Raw genomic sequence first — 17426 nt, forward strand, 5'->3', positions numbered from 1 at the left:
CCATTCTCTGCAATCAAAGCCTTGCCTAAAAGCCTTTAAATTCTCACTGAGTGAGCAATAATTTAATGTGATTGGTAGTATGCGAACCTGACTCGTTGAAAGGCAAGTTCTAAGTGCAAATTATCTCGTACGTCGTTATTGGGATAAAAACGATTTTAATTCGTCACTGCCACCGATATGTTTGCCGTCGATATATATTTGTGGCGTACTTTCCAGGCCGGTAATTGCTTTGAGCGATGTTAGGCTTACGGTTTTTCCAAGCAGAATTTCCTCATAGCGGTAACCGTTTTCGGTCAGCATTTCTTTGGCTTTAATGCAAAATGGACACCCCGGCTTTGAAAATATGCTGACTGCTTGCGGTTTTGCGGCATCGGGATTGATGTAATCCAACATGGTATCGGCATCCGATACTTCAAATGGGTCACCAGGAATATTCGGTTCTATAAACATCTTGTCGATAACCCCGTCTTTGACCAGCATCGAATAGCGCCAGCTGCGCTTGCCAAAACCAAGATCCTGCTTATCCACCAACATACCCATGCCATCGGTGAAGTTGCCATTGCCATCTGGGATCAACGTAATGTTTTCGCATTCTTGATTCGCGCCCCATGCATTCATCACAAAGGTGTCATTCACGGAAACACAAACAATTTCATCGACGCCATTTTCCTTGAACGTAGCGGCGAGCTCATTAAATCTGGGTAAGTGTGTTGAAGAGCATGTTGGTGTAAAGGCGCCAGGTAACGAAAAAACGACAACGGTTTTGCCCGCAAATAACTCGTCACTGTTCACCGTTTTCCATTCATTATTTATGCGCATAGGAAAGCTGACACTGGGTATTTTTTTACCTTCTCGATTCTCAAACATGGCGGACTCCGCGTTTAGTAAGTGTATGTACAGCATAGATGATAGAACGCTGGTAGGCATCGCCTAGGTAATGGTTAGAAAAAATTAAACGGCATTTAAACAACGCAATCGATTTTAGCTATTAATAAAGTGATTTAGACCGGATAAATGAATGAGTTGTTTATCCTGGCCTATCTAGCAAAAACATAAATAGAATCAGCTGGTTAAAAATCAAACCTGGTTGTCTTCTGGCGTAGGGGGGAGAGGAGCTTTGCGCTAACCAGGTTATTCGACTAGGGTTTTTTTACAGGCGAATTCTGGCAAATGGAGAAGTAGTTATGAACTCTGTTATATGCAAGGGCTGTTGCGCCGCGGTCTTAATGCCTTTTATTTTGTTGCCCGCAGTCAATGCGGGTGAATTCACTATCGAACTTGGCGGTTTTTATGCCAAAACAGATTCCTCGTTGAACGCCCGTTCTGCTATTGATGAGTTGCGTGAGCAAGTTGATTTGAAGTTAGATTTCGAGAAAGATCTCGAGCTCGAAGATGCGGAGTTATTACCTTACTTTAAGGTCAACTATGCGTTTAATGAACGCCACTATATTTACTTTGATTACATACGCTTACACCGGCAATCGACCACGACAGGTAATGTCGAACCGTTTGAGTTCGATTATGAAAATGAAACGTATATCGTCGATGGTTCCGCCGAGCTTACCAGTTCAATGAATGTTGATATTTCCAGAATTGGTTATGGCTACAAATTTTATAATGGCGACAAACTGGATTTAGGGATCTCATTCGGTCTGCACGTTATGTATTTTGAACTGGGATTTAAAGGCCAGGTAGAAATTTGTGAGCAAGGGGATAACAATTTAGGTTGCCGGCAATCCGATCCCGATAATTCGGTGTTCTCTGATGTTACTGCACCATTGCCGGATATCGGGGTTTCCGCTGCCTATCAGATGACCGACAACTGGTCTATTGATACCCATGCACACTATTTTAAAATCAAAATAGATAACATTGAAGGACAGATGGTGGATCTCCATGCGGGAATCAAATATCAGTTTTCGGACACGTGGCATACGAATTTGGGTTGGCGATACTATGAAGTCACGGTCGATGATAACCGTGACAATGGTGGTCTGGATATTGAATACCAATTCCAGGGGCCAATGTTGATCTTTGGTGCCAGCTTTTAATTCTGGCCGGTAAGTATTGGCAGATGTATTAACCTGGCAATCCCTCACACATTCACGAATAAAGTATGGGGGAGGGCTAGTGCACAAACTTAGTGTGATTGGTATAACTAGCCCTAAATTGACGGGTTAACGGAGTTTGCGACGCAGAATTTTACCGACACTGGATTTGGGTAATTCATCAAGAATGACGACTTTTTTAGGCACTTTGTAGTTGGTCAGCTGCAATTTGCAAAAATCGATAATTTCCTGGTTTGAGATTGCCGAGGTTGTGGTGATATAAGCACAAACTTTTTCGCCGGTTTTATCATCAACTTCACCAATGACGGCAGCCTCAAGTACAGCCGGATGTTGCACTAACACATCTTCAATTTCATTCGGGTATACATTGAAACCAGATACGATGATCATGTCCTTTAGGCGATCTACAATTTTTATATGGCCAGATGGCAATCGCACCCCAACGTCTCCGGTTTTAAAAAAACCATCGTCAGTAATGACCTTCGCCGTTTCATCTTTACGTTGCCAATAACCAAGCATGACCTGAGGACCGCGGATCACAATTTCCCCTTCATCGCCGTCTGTTACGGCTTGGTTTTGTTCGTTCCAAAGTTGAATTTCGGTATCTTTTAACGGTAAACCTACTGTACCTATTTGTTCTTCACCAGGGGTATTTAGACACAATACTGGTGATGTTTCCGATAAGCCGTAACCTTCTGAAATGGTGCAACCAGTAACATCAAACCAGGTTTTAGCCGCAGTCGTGGTAAGGGCTGAGCCTCCAGAGATCGTTAGGTGCAAGGCTGAAAAATCCAATGCTTTAAAATCCGGTACCTGACATAAGCCAACGAACAAGGTGTTGATGCCCGAAAAACCGGTGAATTTAAAGGGTTTAATGGCATTGATGAAACCAGTGACGTCACGAGGGTTTGGTATCAAAATATTTAAGTTCCCTCGACTTGCAAATGCGATCATATTTACCGTGAAGGCGTAGATGTGATAAAGCGGTAGTGGGCAAACAAAAATTTCGCTTTCTACACCACATCGTGCGCCTAGGCGCTCTATGGTCTGTTGAGCGTTGCTAAGCAGATTGTTATTGGTCAGCATTGCCCCTTTCGACACCCCTGTTGTACCACCGGTATATTGCAACACGCAAACATCATCAGAGTTGGCACTTTTACGCTTTTGTAACGCTAACGATAGCCCCTCCTCAATGCATTGATTGAAGCTTAATACGCTCTCGGAAGCCGAACCACCATTACCAGATAGTAAATCATCGGCCTTGGTTGCAAGGACTAAATCAATCGCCGTCTGCTCCTGGATTTGCTGCAGTTTTCCCAGCAGGTCGTCCAATATGATGATCGCCTTAGCACCGGAGTCTTTTAGCTGATGCGCCATTTCTGCGGGTGTATATAAGGGGTTTATATTAACGATAACGAGTTCAGCGCGTAATGCCGCATAAACCGAAATCGGATATTGAATAACATTGGGTAATTGGATGGCGATGCGATCACCCGGTTGTAATTGCGGGTGCGCTTGTAACCAGGCCGCCAATGCTTTGGATTTTGCGTCTATATCCGCAAAAGTCAGGGTTTGACCTAAACACGAAAATGCAGGCGCATCGGCATGTTGTTGTAAACTGTCTTCAATAAGATCAGCGAGTGATTGATGTTGTGTTGTCATTTTCAATCCTTGTTCTAATAGTTATCGGATAAATAATTTATAGACTAATTTATGAAAAGCCGTGCCATTGGGAGGGAACAGCAATTTGCTAAAACTAAGTTTTCCGCGTTGTAAAATGGCTTTGGCGTTGGAGAATGTCTGAAACCCTTCGACACCGTGATAGCGCCCTGAGCCTGAATCGCCAACTCCGCCAAAAGGCAAATCGTCCATCGCAACATGAAACGATGCATCGTTAATGCAAACACCGCCAGAATGGGTATGGCGTAAAACCTGTTGTTGGGTCTTTTTGTTAAAGCTATATAGATACAACGCCAGCGGTCTGGGCTTTTGGTTTATCTCAGCAAGTACGTCTTCTAGTGCATGATATGCTTTGATCGGTAATAGCGGCCCAAATATTTCCTGCTGCATTATCGCCATTGAGTCATTGGTATTTAATACGAGCGTTAGGGGCATTTTTCGGTGCCCTGTTGATTGCTCCACCATCTGCAGTGGGATAACAATGGCACCCTTATCTTTAGCATCTTGCAACAATGCCTGTAAATTTGCATAGTGTTTGTCAAACGCCACGCTGGTATAGTCTTCATTCGCACAAATACTGGGGTACATGGATTTAAATTGCGATTTGAATGTGGTCACTAATTGTTCTATTTTTTCGGACGGACAATACAGGTAATCCGGCGCCACACAAGTTTGCCCGGCATTTAATGTTTTACCCAGGATCAAGCGCTCGACTGCCGTTTTAATATCGATCTCATGATCAATAATGGCTGGTGATTTTCCGCCAAGTTCTAAGGTCACAGGTACAAGATTTTCAGCCGCTGATTGGGCGACTAAACGGCCGACCTGGGTAGAACCAGTAAATAAAATATGATCAAACCGTAAACCACTGAATGCCGCGGCCATGGTGGCATCGCCTTCGACAACGGCAACTTGTTCAATGGTGAATATCTGTCCGAGAAGCTGTGCCAATAATGCATTCGTGTTCGGTGTATATTCCGACATTTTGATCATGACTCGATTGCCAGCGGCGAGAGCGGTTATTAACGGTCCCAAAGAAAGCAATAGCGGATAATTCCACGGCGCAATAATACCGATACAACCGAGAGGCTGATAAAGCACCTTCGCTGAGGCAGGCTGAAACAAAACACCAACATGACGCTTTTGTGGTTGCATCCATTTTCTTAGGTGCTTTATGGTGTAATTAATGGCAGAAACCGAAGTGAGAATATCGCCGATTAACGTATCGTCAGCGCTTCGGTGGCCAAAATCCGCACTGATAGCCGTAATAATTTCTTGCTGATTCGATAAAATTAATGACTTTAATGCGGTTAATTCGGTTATCCGTTGCTGATATTTCGGGTAAGGGTTATTGGTAAACGCTATTTTTTGCTGTTCCAATGTATGACTTAATTCGCTTAAGTCAGAAATTGATGAACTCATAGAAAATGTCCTTCAGTGGCGTTTTAAAGGGAGGAAAATTCAGGTAGCGCCATTTCTGGCGACTACCTGTTTCGGCCATTGGATTAATAATCTCCGAAGTAATAGTCGAATTTCACCGTAAAGCTTCTTCCCGGTTGTGGCACGAAGCCGTGGGCACCGGCAAACATCGGGATGTCATTAATAAAGCTCATATGTCGTTCATCACTCAAATTTTTACCGATCAGGCTGATTTTCCAATCCCCTTCAGTAGGCGATAATGACATGCTGGCGTTGAAAAATGTTTTCGCAGATTCCAGTCCTACAGGGTCAAGATCGGCAACACGATAGGTTTCACTTAGATAGTTCATATCAACATTGGTTTGCAGTTGATAGTTGCCAAGCTCAAGGTAGTGCTCAAATGCTAAAGACGCTTTTACTTGCGGGGAATGCTCAGACGTACGGTTAGTTAAATCATTGATTTCTTCTCTCGCACAGTTTGCATTGCTATACCCTAACGCGGTGCCAATCGCACCTGGTACATTACCCGAGCTTAACATTTGCGTGTAAATAGCCTGGCGTCGCTGAATGAACTGATCGCTGGTACATGCCTGATTTTTGAAGTCGTCGTAACCAAAATCCAGCAATCCTAATGAACCATACATGGTTAAATCGTCTGTGATTAACCAGCGACCATCAACTTCCAGTCCTTGAGTGGTCGCTTCAGCAGCATTGCGTACTTCAAAGGTGGTGTTACCACTGAAAATCGACACCTGTAAATCTTCGAACGAGGTTCTGAACAACGCAATATTTAGATCAGCGCGATTATCAAACAGAGTTGTTTTTAACCCCAGTTCATAGGTTGTTGCTTGCTCTTCATCAAAACTCACATCATTTGAATCCGCGTAGCGGTTACCTTGAGTGTCGATGCTGGCCATATAGAAGGAGTTAAATCCACCGGATTTGTAACCTGTAGAGGTTGTTGCATAGGTTGTCGTGGCGTCTGACAAGTCATATTGCAGGTTCAGCAACCACGTTGGACTGTTTTCATCTCTGCTCATGCCAGGATCTTGATCGGTGAAGTGGTGAGTTTTAAACTCGCCAACGGTTTCCCCTAATGCAATCAACGGCGGGATCATCGATTCTTGTTTGTCGCCAGCGCTTGTAAGGTTGCTGGTATGTACATTCTGATTTGCCGATTTTTCTTCATTGGTGTAACGCAAACCGAACGTGGTGCGCAAATCATCACTGAAATGCCAGGTTCCTTGTGCAAACACGCCTAACGTATCGGTATCTTGTTGCAATTGTGCATAGCGGCCAATGGCTGGGGCGCCAACGAATGCGGCAGACAATCCACATCCGTTTACAATTGAAGCAGGTGCGCCTGGAACCCCCAGGACAACACCGGCGGCAGTTTGCACAGCATCACCGGGCACGAATACCTGATTAATATCACCACCTAGCATCGTTAATGCCTGCCCACAACCGGCATACATGACATTCTGCAGAGTTGGCAGGTTAAAGTAAGACAAGCTGTCCGTGGTGAGTTTTTGAGTCTGCCAATATAGTCCGGCGGTATATTCAAAATTATCACCTAACTGCGAGTTATAGCGTAATTCGAAACTGGTTTGTTCAAATTCTTCGCTATCATCATAACGAAGCGCATTTAATGCAGAATAATCCGCATCGGTAAATCGTGAGTAATCGTAATTTGATTGACCGAAAATTGCAGTTAACAGGCCATTTTCAAATTGCGTTTCGCTGGTTAGCGAGAATTCGTTGTGTTTGCCCGTCATGGATTGCTCGGAGCCAATATCAAATATTGGGCCTTCATTACCAATGTTAGATTCGTCCCAGCTATCGTCTTTAGCGCCAAATGCGGCGAGAGGACCGGCAACTTTCATGCTGTGTGCGACCGCGGCATCAAAATCGCTGGCTTCATAAACAAACTTCACCCGAGAATCAGAGGTCATTTGCCAATCCAGAGTTGCCCGGCCCATCAGTTCATCGTTTTGCGGAGAACCTTGATCGTAATAGTTGTTGTGAACCCAGCCTTTATCCATGTCTCGTTTAACGATAAACATTCGACCGTTTAGATCATCGGTTAGTGCTCCGGTAATCATCGCGCTGTATTCCGTCGCTTCGTGATCCAGATTATAGGAAGCGGAAACTTTGCCATTAAATTCACTATCGGCTTCGGCGGTGGTTATATTCAAAGCTCCGGCAACGGTATTCTTGCCAAATAAAATACTTTGCGGACCACGAAGTACTTCTACACGTTCAACATCCATAAAAGAGAAACGCGATTGTGGTCCTCTGCCGCGATAAATACCATTGACGAAGGTACCTACGGATTGTTCAAATCCCGCTTGGTTACCGGATTGCATGCCACGGATATTGATGGTGTCGCCTAACGAACCTTTTTGAATCGCGAAATTCGGAATGTATGTAGATAGTTCAGAAAGTTGCGTTATGCCGGATTGCTCCAGTTTACTGCCATTAACGGCCGAAACTGACAAGGGCACTTCTTTCAGGGTTTGTTGACGTTTTTGCGACGTCACAACAATGGTTTCTAATTCCGATTTTGCAGGGGCATCGGCCTCTGCTGCAATCGCATAGGGTGTGGCAAGACTTGCGGCTATCGCCAGTGATAAAGCATGTATCTTTGGTGTTGTAGCGCCTTTTGTTTTCATAGCGTCTCCCTCATTTTTCTCGTTATCATTGTGATTATTATTGTTATGTCTATTTGTTTGGTTTTATTAATCTTCAGGCATCGGTACTAAAGGATAGAAAGGTTGGTCTTTCTCTATCAGTGTTATCAGGGTGATCAAAGGTAAAGGTGATCCGGAAATAGCCTCGTATGCAAAGGATAGAATTTGCGTCGCCGACATGTTTTTGCTTAATAAGCGGATGAGATCCTGACGCTTAATGGTTAGTGTCAGGGATGTATCTTTTGACTTGTCGACACGCGCATAATTGAGATTGCCATTTGACAATTGCACGAAAAAGATCTCATCGGTATCGGTCACCCTTAGGTTAAACGCCAGACGTTCATCAGCCGCATCAACGCCATTGATGCGCACAGCAAGGGAATCTAGAATGTTCTCTACGGTTGCGGCTTGCAGCAAGTCATCGAGTTTGATTTGCATATCCGGGACTTGAATTTCGCCTAAACGTAACTCTTTCGCAGCGGCTAAATAGGCGTTACGCCATTGTGGGTTTTCTGCCTGAAACGCAAGTTGCTCATACGCTTTGGCGAGTAAATGCCGAGCCGGCCAGTGGTCAGGATTAACCGTTACTAGCTTGTTGGCTATGGTCGCGACTTCTTGATATTTTCCTTGCTGGTAATCCTGTTTTAACTGTGTAAATACAGACTCTTCGCCGCCCATATAACGAATAAACAATGTCGCTTCATCGACGCTTGGTAATGGATTCAGATAGGCTGGGTTGCCATCGTAGAAGCCTAAATATCGATTGGCTACACCACGTGCATTGTGGCTATAGGAGCCATGAAAGCCATGGGTATGCCAGACTTTCGTTAAACTTTGCGGGACCATAGCCTCAATGCGATGCCCCACGTCCTGCAGTTTCACGCCACTATTTATAAGACGGACGGTTTGATTATGAATGAACCCATAATTATCCCGCTGAATTTCCATGAACTCATTGATTTTCTCGTTTCCAGAAAAAGTTGGTCCATGTGGGCCGGTCATCAATTCAACCTTATCGCCCCACTTGACAATCACTTCATTAATTAATTTCGACCACGCTAACGCGTCTCTGACTTTAGCGCCTCGTAATGCATAGATATTATGTTGGCCGCGATACATGAGCTCGGAGTTATAAAGCATATTGTGTTCTGGAAAATACATCAGGGTCGATGCGGGCGCTTCGGCACCACTGATGTCTTTAAATTGTATGGTTACACCATCAATAACACGGGTTTCAATGTGGGACTTATTCTGCGGCAGAATTTCGGTTGGCTGGATCAGCGAATAATCCCCTTTTACCAGAGGAAAATAAAAGCGTTCACGACCATCTTGACGGGTATCTAACGTAAAACCAAAGTGATAGTGTGCTCGCCTTTGCATGGCACTACCCACAATGATATTTTCCGCTAAGACTTCTTCCATAAAACCATAGGGAGCGATGACGCTAACCTGACCATCATCAACCTGCTGTTGACTGACAAATCCTTTGATCCCACCAAAATGATCTATGTGGCTATGTGACAATATGATAGAGGTTATTGGCACTTCAGTTCCGCCCGGTAGAACGGAATGAAAAGCTTGCCAGGCTTTTTCGGTAAAGGTTTTAGTAACCCCGGCATCAATTAAAATCCAACCGGAATTTCCTCGAACCAGAGTGACGTCGGCCAAATCACCGCGAATTTGATAAACACCTTCCGAGATTTTAAACAGGCCGGTATCTTGCAGATCCTGCTGCATGTAAGAAAACAACGATGGATTTATGGTATCAGGTTGCTCATTAGTAAATAAAAAATCTCCGGTTCTGATCGCTGCGATATCTTTGGGAAGCGCAGCTATACGTTGTTCCTTACTGTGCTGCGACATCAATGAACCATCGAGAAAGTCACCAACAGGCAATTTTTGTTGCCATTGTTGCTGGTGCAATTGGGTGGAACGACTGGCGGCATCCGGTTGATAGCTTGCATCTGCCTGGTCTCGAAGGCTTAGCGTGTTGTTTTCATTCTCATTAACGTTTGGCTGGTCCTGGCACGCTGTTAGCGCCAGAACAATGGATAAGACGACAAATAACTTCATACAATAACTCGCCATTTAATGGTTGCCAGAGGTTTTGGCAACATGCTGTTGCCATTCGGTGTTGATCATATCTGCTGCCTTTTCGCCAATCATGATGGTTGGCGCATTGGTGTTGGCAGAAACCGTTGTTGGCATAACAGAGGCATCCACGACACGAAGCCCTTCAATACCAATGACTTTTAACTCATGATTGACGACGGACATGTTGTCGTTACCCATTTTACAGGTGCCAACCGGGTGATAGACATGGGATACTTTTTCACGGATTAACGCTTTTAATTGGGCGTCGCTTTGCACCTGCTCGCCAGGAATAATTTCTTTGCCGCGGTGCTGTTTAAATGCATCTTGGTCAATAATGTGACGGGTTTTCCTGACAGCTTCGACAAGTCGTTCGATGTCTTTTTCTTCACTTAGCAGGTTTAAATTGATTCGAGGCGCGCTTGTTGGGTTGGCACTATGTAGTGAGACTTCGCCACGACTCAGTGGCTGACATACGTTCAAATGCATCGAAAAGCCATGACTTAAGAGGAACTCAATATTGCGTCCGTGGTTTTCAAAGAGCAGCGAACCAAAATGTATTTGAATATCGGGAACGGTTTCTTGCTCATCAGTTTGCAGATAACCGCCGACGGATAAAATTGAACTGCCTAAAGGGCCTTTTTTCGTACTAGCGTACTGCAATACTTCCCAGGCACGTTTGCCTACGTTGGACAACGAATAACCGTCTTTTTTACGGTTTTCGTAGGCAAGAACAATTTCTGGGTGTTCGATCAGGTTTTTACCTACGCCAGGCAAGTGATGAATGGGTTTAACCCCTACATCCCGTAAATGCGCTTCATCGCCAATACCGGAAAGCATCAGGATCTGTGGTGAGTTAAATGCACCTGAGCTTAGAATAACTTCCTTGTCTGAGAACAACGTATGCCGTTGCCCTTCCTTAATATATTGAATACCTGTGGCTTTTTTATTGTCGAGTAGAACCTTACTGACCCTGGCGTCGCTGATAATGGTTAGGTTTCTTCGTTGGCGGATTGGATCTAAGTATCCGCTTGCAACGCTGGCCCGTTTGCCATTGGCCATGGTGAATTGATAATAACCAACGCCTAATAATTGATCGTCATTAAAATCTTCATTCAATGGCAGTCCGGCTTGTTGGGATGCTTCAATGAACTTCTCATCAGTAGCAAAAAAACCTTTATCTATTGTTGTGACAGGCAGTGGCCCACCGGCACCGTGATAATAATTTTCGCCATGTTGAAAGTTTTCTGACTTTTTAAAATAGGGAAGTAACGCTTCGAACGACCAACCAGGATTGCCCAGCTCCTGCCATCGGTCATAATCACTTGAATGACCGCGGGTGTAGACCATGCCATTGATTAAACTACTACCACCAAGGCCTTTGCCACGAGGACAGAAGTGTCCCGTGTTAGTATTGTCGGGATCCGGCACGCTATCATAAGCCCAGTTGTACTTATGGTAAAACATATGGGCGCCAACTGCTCCGGGCACTTGCGTGAGTAACGACGAATCGCTGCTGCCTGCTTCAAGCAAACACACTGTTACATCGGCATTACTGCTCAGGCGATTTGCCAGTACTGCTCCGGCGCTCCCGGCACCGACAATAATAAAATCGAAATTCATAAGACTACTTAGCTGTTCTACTACTAAAACGTTACGAATACTGAGACGCCATTAAGGCATCATGCGGCGTTTACTTGGCATTGGCGGTAATATTTTTGTCCAGGGTCAGGGTAAACCAACCTCCGGCAATGTGCTTGTGAGTCCATACACCAAGCAGTACCACGTGTTCGCCATTATCAGATAACACTTTAAAGTGATCGCGCCATGGCTGATGGTCATAAACCATAGTCGCAGTGCATTCACCACGCCACCTTACGTCAACCATGCTGACATTGCCCCATAGCGGGAGCGGGATATAAAACAGGTTTAACCAGCGGAGAAATAACGGGTCCCCCGTTTTTGCGGTGCAATATCGTTTGCCCCAGGTAAATCCCAGAAGTTTTAGTGGCGTTGCAATAAACCAGTGAGCAAAATCGAGCGTTGAGCGATTGGTTCGCAAAACTTTGCCTTTCCAAGCTCTACCGATAAGATCTTTTCGAGCGTTTGCCGCGGGCAGTGAGTCATACAATTTGACGATATCATGTTCGTGATAGACATGATTTTTCTTATTCAAAATAATATCTGTTAATGCGGCCTGGTCGATGTTGGTGCCATTTAGCTCTTGGGTTTCAAACCCTGGTTCATTCCACACGGATTTCTGCGGTTGGATATAACAGAGTAAACCTAGCAAATAATTGACGGGAAAAAATAGGTACTGCAATAGGTCGTAAGCCATTGGCGGAAAAAAGAAAACTAGATATTTGTTTTGGATTCTCATTATTATAGTCTCTCAAATAAATTGAATGAACGTTCATTCAGTTATTTCTGAATAGTTCCATCTCGCTAGTTTCAAGTCAAGAATTTATTTTTTGAAGAGTTCTGGAAATGCTTTTTCGACCTATGGCGATATCATATCCCAACACATGTCACGGGCGCTGGTTAGGGTAGATTGATTGAGTTTAGCGTAACCGTGCAGGTTAGCTTTAAATAATCCAACAAACACACCCCAGATCATTGCAATCAGAGTGATGGCGGGCAGGGGTTTGATTTTACTTTGTTTTTTACCCTGTAAAATTATCATTCTTAGGGGAGCCAATATCGAAATTTCGATTCGCTTACTTTCTCTATTGAGGTATTTGCTGTGCTCGTGAAGCTCCAGAAAACAAAAATCTTGAGGATTTTCTGACGCAAAATCGCACAAATTCTGCCAGGCCACATTGAAGGCCTGTTGTAGATCCTGAGATTGGTCAATCTTGATATCTCTGGCCAGATACAGCTTAAGCTTGCTTTTACTTTCCTGAAATACCCCGTTTACAAGGTCTTCTTTATTCTGAAAATACAGATAAATGGTACCGGCGCCAATACCTGCCTGTTTGGCAACTTCTGGTACCGTCGTGCCATGAAAACCTTTCTCGGCGAATAATTTGGTCGCCGCTTTAATAATGGCTTGATACTTTTGTTGTGCCATTATCTGACGCTTGGACTGCTGCATTGCAATAAAACTCCATGACGAAAAAACGTCTATTGTTATGCTGGTATCGAGATAAATTATTGAGCCATCATATTAAACGCTTTTGCGAAGATTAAAACCGGAAATTGATGATATGAAGGTTACTGTGCTCATTAACATGTGCTTTTTTGATGCTAGCTCGCCATCTTTACGGCAAAGATGTAAGTAAATATGAATCGTGCCTTGCAAATTTTCCATTTATATAAAACTATTAAGAACAATCTGTTAGGGTTATTAAGCGGTTTTGGCATAAGGTTGTTGCCGCGACTCGTTTTGTGGTTTTCCCCCATGGTGAAATTTTCTCTATAAAAAGGAAGACCTATGCGAAAATCTATAGCAGTACTACTGTCTCTCTGTGCCGCTCTTGCGGGCTGTAACTCGTCATCCAACGATTCTGCGGCGCAACAAGAACCACTTGTTAGTAACCAGGCTGATGTTGAAGTGTCGGCACCTCAATTAATCGATCGAAAAGTATTATTTGGCAATCCCAGCCGTTTCCAGGGGCGTATCAGTCCTGATGGTGAAATGATGAGTTTTCGCGCGCCACTCAATGGGGTGATGAACGTGTTTGTCGGCAAACGCGGAGATTTTGAAAGCGTCAAACCAATCACTCAGGACACAGGTCGAGGTATTCCCGTGCATTTCTGGTCGAAAGATAGCCAGTATGTGATGTATACCCAGGACAAAAATGGCGATGAGAACTGGCACCTTTATGCCGTTGACCTCAAATCGGGTGAAACTAAAAACCTTACCCCTTATGAGAATACCCGCGCCGAAGTACTCGCTCAAAGCAAATCCAAACCCGGAGTGGTCGTGGTAGGTCTTAATGATCGGGACCCTAAATGGCACGATGCCTATTTGCTGGATATGGCAAGCGGTGAAAGAACCCTGCTTGCTGATGCGACGGGTCTTGGCGCTATTTTGGTGGACAATAACCTCGATGTGCGTCTGGCAATGAAGTCCTTGGCTGATGGCAGCTATCAAATTCTGGAACGTGATGGGGCGGGTTGGAATGAGATTTTCTCAATTCCCTTCGCCGATACACTTACCACCAATATCATTGGCTTTGATAGTGAAAACAAAGGCATATATATGCTCGATAGTCGCGAGCGCAATACAGCGGCACTTGTCCATATGGATTTAACGTCAAAGCAGAAAAAAGTGATTGCCAGCGACGACAATGTCGATATCGGCGCCGTGCTTTTTGATCCCGACAATCATGCGCCTATTGCTTATTCTATCGATAAAATTCGTCCTATTTGGTACGCCATTGATGACGATATGGAAGGCACCATCGCCAAACTCAATGAGCAACTGTCAGGAGGCTCACAGGTATTGGCGCAAACCTCAGATAATCGTTACTGGACGGTGTATACCGATGAAAGTGATGAGTCCCCGGTTTACAAGGTATTTGACACACAGTCAGGGGAATTGAATGAGTTGTTTGTCACCAATCCAGACCTTCAAGGCCTGCCTCTGGTGAAGATGCACGGTACTGTCATTAAATCTCGGGATAATATGGATTTGGTTTCCTATTACACCTTGCCGTTGGAAGCGGATCCTGATCAGGATGGCAAAGCGGATAAACCTGTGCCGATGGTGTTACTCGTTCATGGCGGCCCCTGGGGACGCGATGGTTACGGCTACCGCGGCGATATCCAATGGCTGGCGAATCGTGGCTATGCGGTGTTGCAGGTTAACTTCCGCGCTTCAACGGGCTTTGGTAAAGACTTTGTTAATGCCGGGAATGGCCAGTGGGCCGGTGCCATGCATGATGACTTAATTGATGCCAAACGCTGGGCTGTTGCACAAGGTATCACTGAAAAAGACACGGTTGCCATCATGGGCGGAAGCTATGGCGGTTATGCAACCTTGGTTGGCTTGACCTATACCCCGGATGAATTTACCTGCGGTGTCGACATTGTTGGTCCATCGAACCTGCAAACGCTACTGGAATCGATTCCACCGTACTGGGAAAGCTTTAAACAAACCTTCTATCGCGCCATCGGCGATCCCAATACAGAAGAGGGTAAAGCCTTGTTAGTGGATCGCTCGCCTTTGTTTAAAGTTGATGAAATTCGTAAACCTCTATTGATTGCTCAAGGTGCGAATGACCCGAGGGTCAAACAAGCAGAATCGGATCAAATTGTGGAAGCAATGAAAGCGAAAAACATTCCGGTTACTTATGTGTTGTACCCTGACGAAGGTCATGGTTTTGCCAAGCCTGAAAATAACCTGTCTTTTTATGCGGTGGCGGAGTCATTCTTAGCGTCATGTAATGGTGGTCGTGCAGAACCCCAGGGCGAGGCGTTTGCAAATAGCAGTATTCAGATCCCTCATGGTTTGGAATACGTGAGTGGTATTAAATTAGCTGAATCGGGCGAGGGCATGGAAGCGGTTAGTAAATAACCACACCGAGCTTTAAACCAAAAAGGCCTGACGATCAGTCAGGCCTTTTTTTATGCTAGCGTTTTAGTCGATTTATTCAACGGTAACAGATTTTGCCAGGTTACGCGGCTGGTCGACATCGGTACCCTTGATAATCGCTACGTAGTAAGAAAGTAACTGTAGCGGCAAGGTATAAACAATCGGTGCTATGGCTTCATCACAATGAGGTACCTGGATAACTTTCATGGTGTCATCACTGGCAAATTTTGCATCGGTATCGGCAAACACATACATCAATCCGCCACGGGCACGAACCTCTTCAACATTCGACTTTAATTTTTCAATCAAATCATTTTTTGGTGCCACCACGATAACCGGCATATCGGCATCGATTAGCGCCAGCGGTCCGTGTTTTAGCTCGCCAGCGGCATAAGCTTCGGCATGAATGTAGGAAATCTCTTTAAGCTTTAGCGCCCCTTCCATGGCGATTGGATATTGATCGCCGCGACCTAAAAACAACGAGTGCTGCTTGTCGGCAAAATCTTCGGCGAGCGCCTCGATATCTTTGGCCAATGCCAGCACTTCGTCAATTTTCGCTGGTAAGCTCATTAGCGATTGCACCAGATCTTGTTGCAATGCTGGCGCCATGCCTTTGTTTTTGCCGATGGCGATGGTCATCATCATCAGGCCCACCAACTGTGTGGTAAATGCTTTGGTTGACGCAACGCCAATTTCCGCTCCGGCTTTGGTCATAAATGCCATATCCGATTCACGGACTAATGACGAACCTGGGACGTTGCAGATTGTCAGACTTGAGGAATATCCAAGCTCTTTGCCTAAGCGAAGCGCGGCCAGGGTATCGGCGGTTTCACCGGATTGAGAGATGGTTACCAGCAACGCATTTTTAGGAACAAAAGATTTGCGATAGCGAAATTCACTGGCAATTTCTACGTTACAGGAAACTCCCGCATATTGCTCCAGCCAATAACGGGCTACCATGCCAGAATGGTAGCTGGTACCACAGGCAATGATTTGCACATGATCGATATGTTTTAATAGCTCATCGGCGTTCACATTCTCGCCACCAAAAGCGTCGGTGTTGATTTGATTGCCAACAATGCGATTTTCTAGCGTATTGCGAATGGCTGTTGGTTGCTCATAAATTTCCTTGAGCATGTAGTGACGGTATTCGCCTTTGTCACCTGCATCATGACTGACCTGAGCTTCAGTCGCTTCACGTTCAACGGCATTGCCTTCCTTATCGAAGATATTTACCTCAAATCGGGTAATTTCAGCGACATCACCCTCTTCTAAGAAAGCAAATTTACGGGTAACAGGTAATAGTGCCATCATGTCGGATGCCAGAAAGTTCTCACCAAGACCATAACCAATGACCAAAGGACTGCCAGAACGAGCAACAACCACGCGCTCCGGATCACGGCGGTCCATAATTACCGTACCGTAGGCTCCAATAAACTGTTTGCAGGCCTTTTGCACTGCAGCAAGCAGAGTTTCTTCCGTTTTTAACAGGTGATCAACTAAATGGGCAATCACTTCGGTATCAGTTTGTGAGGTAAATTCATAACCCTGTTCAATCAACAGGTTTTTCAATTCCTGATGATTTTCAATTATGCCATTGTGGACGACGGCAATGTTTTGATTACTGACATGAGGATGAGCATTTTCTTCACTCGGTACACCATGGGTAGCCCAGCGAGTATGGGCGATACCAGTACCGCCACTTAATGGATTTGCATTGACGGCATCGGCCAACTCCTGCACTTTGCCCAGACGACGGACTCGTTGCAGTTCATTGGCGTTATTAATAATTGCGACACCGGCTGAATCATAGCCACGATACTCAAGACGACGCAAACCTTCTACAAGGATATCGGCAACATCACGTTGCGCTACTGCACCAACAATTCCACACATAATTCGTTCCTGTTTTTAAATATTGGTTATTTAAATCATTAT

At 44.9% G+C, this 17426-nt stretch carries 11 protein-coding genes; 2 read left to right on the top strand and 9 right to left on the bottom strand.

Annotation, left to right across the window (positions count from 1 at the left end; all coding sequences use genetic code 11):
- Window positions 1–135: 135 nt before the first annotated feature.
- The gene (locus tag ACHUFQ_RS00005) at window positions 136–867 is read right to left on the bottom strand and encodes a glutathione peroxidase (RefSeq protein WP_394171784.1); all 732 of its coding nucleotides are present in this window, start codon (window positions 865–867) and stop codon (window positions 136–138) included.
- Between the two features lie 317 nt (window positions 868–1184).
- Here ACHUFQ_RS00005 and ACHUFQ_RS00010 point away from each other — a divergent pair, with 317 nt between their 5' ends.
- Window positions 1185–2051, top strand: a complete 867-nt coding sequence (locus tag ACHUFQ_RS00010) for a DUF481 domain-containing protein (protein WP_394171786.1) — start codon at window positions 1185–1187, stop codon at window positions 2049–2051.
- Window positions 2052–2177: 126 nt separating this feature from the next.
- On the opposite strand, the gene ACHUFQ_RS00015 is transcribed toward ACHUFQ_RS00010, so the two are convergent.
- The 7 genes from ACHUFQ_RS00015 to ACHUFQ_RS00045 form a co-directional block, all read right to left on the bottom strand.
- Window positions 2178–3731, bottom strand: a complete 1554-nt coding sequence (locus tag ACHUFQ_RS00015; RefSeq protein WP_394171788.1) for an AMP-binding protein — start codon at window positions 3729–3731, stop codon at window positions 2178–2180.
- Between the two features lie 21 nt (window positions 3732–3752).
- Window positions 3753–5171 (bottom strand): coniferyl aldehyde dehydrogenase, encoded by a 1419-nt coding sequence (locus ACHUFQ_RS00020; protein WP_394171790.1) that lies wholly within the window; start codon window positions 5169–5171, stop codon window positions 3753–3755.
- 83 nt (window positions 5172–5254) lie between these two features.
- Window positions 5255–7840, bottom strand: a complete 2586-nt coding sequence (locus ACHUFQ_RS00025; RefSeq protein WP_394171792.1) for a TonB-dependent receptor — start codon at window positions 7838–7840, stop codon at window positions 5255–5257.
- Window positions 7841–7906: 66 nt separating this feature from the next.
- Complete coding sequence (locus ACHUFQ_RS00030) at window positions 7907–9931, bottom strand: alkyl/aryl-sulfatase (protein WP_394171794.1); 2025 nt, start codon at window positions 9929–9931, stop codon at window positions 7907–7909.
- A gap of 15 nt (window positions 9932–9946) precedes the next feature.
- A complete protein-coding gene (locus ACHUFQ_RS00035; RefSeq protein WP_394171796.1) occupies window positions 9947–11572 on the bottom strand; it encodes a GMC family oxidoreductase in 1626 nt (541 codons plus the stop codon).
- 70 nt (window positions 11573–11642) lie between these two features.
- Window positions 11643–12329: a DUF4334 domain-containing protein gene (locus tag ACHUFQ_RS00040; RefSeq protein ID WP_394171798.1), complete on the bottom strand. Its 687-nt coding sequence runs from the start codon at window positions 12327–12329 to the stop codon at window positions 11643–11645.
- Window positions 12330–12449: 120 nt separating this feature from the next.
- On the bottom strand, window positions 12450–13043 hold the full coding sequence (locus ACHUFQ_RS00045; protein ID WP_394171800.1) for a TetR/AcrR family transcriptional regulator: 594 nt from the start codon (window positions 13041–13043) through the stop codon (window positions 12450–12452).
- 339 nt (window positions 13044–13382) lie between these two features.
- Between ACHUFQ_RS00045 and ACHUFQ_RS00050 the strand changes: the two genes are divergently transcribed.
- Window positions 13383–15470, top strand: coding sequence for a S9 family peptidase (locus tag ACHUFQ_RS00050; protein WP_394171801.1), 2088 nt, complete (start codon window positions 13383–13385; stop codon window positions 15468–15470).
- A gap of 72 nt (window positions 15471–15542) precedes the next feature.
- Here the strand turns inward: ACHUFQ_RS00050 and glmS are convergent, their stop codons facing one another.
- A complete protein-coding gene (gene glmS / locus ACHUFQ_RS00055) occupies window positions 15543–17384 on the bottom strand; it encodes a glutamine--fructose-6-phosphate transaminase (isomerizing) (protein WP_394171803.1) in 1842 nt (613 codons plus the stop codon).
- Between the last annotated feature and the right edge of the window lie 42 nt (window positions 17385–17426).

It is taken from the genome of Thalassotalea litorea (genome assembly GCF_043642205.1).
GTDB lineage: Bacteria > Pseudomonadota > Gammaproteobacteria > Enterobacterales > Alteromonadaceae > Thalassotalea_A > Thalassotalea_A litorea.